At 56.1% G+C, this 3,276-nt stretch carries 4 protein-coding genes; all 4 read left to right on the plus strand.

The window, feature by feature from the left end:
* On the plus strand, positions 1-551 hold a 551-nt coding region (locus tag JW937_02780; GenBank protein ID MBN1586335.1), incomplete at its 5' end, for an FtsW/RodA/SpoVE family cell cycle protein.
* A 145-nt stretch (positions 552-696) separates the two neighbouring features.
* On the plus strand, positions 697-1,752 hold the full coding sequence (locus JW937_02785) for a type IV pilus twitching motility protein PilT (protein ID MBN1586336.1): 1,056 nt from the start codon (positions 697-699) through the stop codon (positions 1,750-1,752).
* A gap of 24 nt (positions 1,753-1,776) precedes the next feature.
* Positions 1,777-2,265, plus strand: coding sequence for a hypothetical protein (locus tag JW937_02790; GenBank protein ID MBN1586337.1), 489 nt, complete (start codon positions 1,777-1,779; stop codon positions 2,263-2,265).
* A partial coding sequence (gene tadA, locus JW937_02795) for a Flp pilus assembly complex ATPase component TadA (protein MBN1586338.1) occupies positions 2,262-3,276 on the plus strand: 1,015 nt, incomplete at its 3' end. The genes JW937_02790 and tadA, both read left to right, overlap by 4 nt.

Consider the following 3,276-nt stretch of genomic DNA (forward strand, 5'->3'; position numbering starts at 1 on the left):
GCCTGCTGCGGGTCAGTGTTGTCTCCGGGGCGGCTTTGGCGCCCCTGGGCTGGATCGCACTCAAGGAATATCAGAAGCAGCGCATCCTGTCCTTCTGGAATCCTGATGCAGATCCGCTGGGTGCGGGCTATACCGTGATCCAGTCGAAGATTGCGGTGGGTTCCGGAGGATTACTGGGCAAGGGCTGGCTTTCAGGGACCCAAAACCAACTCAATTTTCTTCCCGAACGCCATACGGACTTTATCTTTTCCGTTATTGGAGAAGAGTGGGGTTTTGTCGGCTCTTTGGTTCTGTTGTTCCTATTTGGTTTGCTCTTTTACCGGATCTACCGTGTAGGTCTCAAGGCGGTTGATTGGGAGGGGCGCCTGCTATGTGTGGGCGTGATTGTCTGGATTTCCACCCAGGTCCTGATCAATATTTGCATGACCATCGGTTTAATGCCTGTGGTGGGATTGCCTCTGCCTTTCTTGAGCAAGGGCGGCTCGCATGTGATGAGCACCTGGTTTGCGCTGGGTCTGGTTTTGAGCGTATCCCGGACGGCTCGAAGGTAGCCTGCCTTGAAGGTCCCCAATTCATAAGGTATACTTCTGTATTAGGCAGTATTTTTTCCGGGGACACAATGTTTCAGTTGGACTGACAAATTGTGTCCCCGCATAAGGGGATCCCAGGATGTCCAGCTCCAACGCCGTACTCACCATGGATGAAATGCTCAAGGAAATGGTGCACCGGGGGGCATCGGACCTTCATATTTCAGTGGGTTGCCCGCCCCATATCCGTCTCCACGGCAGCCTGGTTCCTCTTGAAGGCTGCGATTCCCTCAGCCCTGAAATGGCCCGGGAACTGATCTATACCCTGTTGGATCCCCAGCAAATCAAGCGATTCGAAAACGACAAGGAATTGGACTTTGCCTTTGGAGTCAAAGGTCTGAGCCGCTTCAGGGTCAATGTCTTCTACCAGCGGGCTTCCGTGGGCGCCGCGATTCGCGCCCTTCCGTTTAGGATCCTCACTTTTGAGGATATCGGGATGCCTGCCGACGTCATGCTGGACCTTTGCTCAAAACCCAAAGGGTTGGTGCTGGTCACCGGAGCCACAGGCAGCGGTAAATCAACCACCTTGGCGTCCATGGTGGATCAGATCAACCAGACTCGCGCCTGCCATATTGTGACCATCGAGGACCCGATTGAGTTTGTGCACACCAATAAGAGAGCGGTCGTGGATCAGCGCGAGGTCCATTCGGATACGCATTCTTTTAATGAAGCGCTGCGGCATATTTTGAGGCAGGATCCGGACGTGATTATGATCGGTGAGATGCGCGATTTGGAAACCATTGAAGCTGCGCTCAATATCGCGGAAACCGGCCACTTGGTGTTTGCCACCTTGCATACCTCGGATGCAGTCCAGTCCATTAACCGTATCATCGACGTCTTTCCTGCGCATAAGCAAGACCAAGTGCGGACGCAGCTTTCATTTGTTATCATCGGCGCCCTCTCCCAACAGCTTTTGCCCCGGAGTGACGGCGCGGGCCGTGTGCTCGCCAGTGAAATTCTTCTGGTCAATCACGCGGTCCGGGCCCTCATTCGAGAAGGCAAAATCCACCAAGTTTTTTCTGTGATGCAGACCTGCTCCCGGGAGGGAATGAGCACCATGAACCAATCCCTCTTCGAGCTGTATTCTCGCGGCGTGATTGATTTTGCCGAGGCCATGGGTCGGACCAACGAACCAGATGACCTGAAACGCCTCTTCAAGCAGTAGCGCGCCAAAGAGGAGAGCTCTCGCATGAGCCCATACAGACGCCTCACCACCAAGAGAGTGGGCGAGATTCTTATTGCCAAAGGGGTCGTCAGCAAGATGCAGCTCGACGAGGCCCTGAAGCTCCAGCTCTCCCGCCCCGGGACGCGGGTGGGTGAGCTTTTGGTGGAAATGGGGGCGGCGACTCAGCTTGATGTGGTCCAGGCTCTCACCCTGCAGTTTGGTTTTCCCTATTTTCCCGTTGCCCGCTATGAAATTTCTCCGGATGTCCTGACGCTGATTCCTGAAGAAAGTATCCGCCGTTTGAAGGCCATTCCTGTGGAACGCATGGGCAAGGTCTTGACTGTGGCGATGAGCGATCCGATCGATGAGGCCGCAATTCAAGAGATCGCGGAGGCGACGGGTTGCACCCTTCAGATCACGGTTTCGCCTTTTAATGAGATCGAGGCTGCCTTTGAAAACCGGCGCGCTGCGCTCAAAGAGTGGAATCAGGATGCCCAGGGAGGGAACTCATGAGTGTGGCGCGCGACCGCCTTGCTGAGATTCTCTTGGACAAAGGCCTTCTGAGCGAGGCTCAGCTTGCGCAGGCGCTTGAGGTGCAACGCAACTCCAACAAGCGCCTGAGTTCAGTGCTCATTAAGCTGGGGCTTGTGGACGAGGCGGATCTCATGCTGACCCTCAGCGAGCAGTTGGAAGTGCCCCCCATTCGTTTGGAGCGTTTGACTCTGGATCCGGACCTGGCCCAAGTGGTTCCCCCGGAAATTGCGGGCCAGTATTTGGTGGTTCCGGTCGCCCGGCTCGGCGACACGCTCACAGTGGCCATGTCCGATCCTCAAGACATCTTTGCCCTCGATGACCTGCGCATTCTTACGAATATGGAGTTGAGGCCTCTCATTGCGACGCAGCGCGATATTCACTCGGCCCTGGAACGCTATTACGGGGAATCCGCGAATGAAGAAATGGAGGCCATCCTCAAGGATCTCAACAGAGAAGAACTGGAGGTTATCAAGGACACGCATGACGAGGAGATGACCTTGGATGCGGAAGCCCTTGGCGCGCTCACCGAGCAGGGGCCGATCGTGCGCTTAACGGACATGATCCTGGCCGACTCAATCAAGCGAAGGGCCAGTGACATCTTTATCGAGCCATTGGCCAACCGGCTGCGCGTTCGCTTCAGGATTGACGGCCTGCTGCGCGAGGTCAATTCGTTGCCGCGCAATCTGCACCAATCGATTGTTTCCAGGCTCAAGGTGATGAGCGAGTTGGATATTGCGGAACACCGTTTGCCGCAGGACGGACGGTTCAAGGCCGGGCTCGACGGCCGGGTTGTGGACTTTCGTATCAATGTCCTGCCCACCACCCAGGGGGAGAAGGCGGTGCTTCGTATCCTGGACAAGACTCAAGCCATGCTCGATATCGCGGCCCTGGGTTTTCAGGAGCATGAACTCAATCTCCTTCGCAAGGCGGCGGCCCGGCCTCACGGGATGATTTTGGCCACCGGCCCGACGGGCGCGGGCAAGACCACCA

The sequence above is a fragment of the Candidatus Omnitrophota bacterium genome, from assembly GCA_016929445.1.
Classification (GTDB): Bacteria; Omnitrophota; Gorgyraeia; order JAFGIU01; family JAFGIU01; genus JAFGIU01.

What these genes read in the sequence shown, in the direction of transcription:
- JW937_02785 (MBN1586336.1), top strand. Translation starts at nt 697, where the DNA reads ATGGATGAAATGCTCAAGGAAATGGTGCACCGGGGGGCATCGGACCTT.
- JW937_02790 (MBN1586337.1), top strand. Translation starts at nt 1,777, where the DNA reads ATGAGCCCATACAGACGCCTCACCACCAAGAGAGTGGGCGAGATTCTT.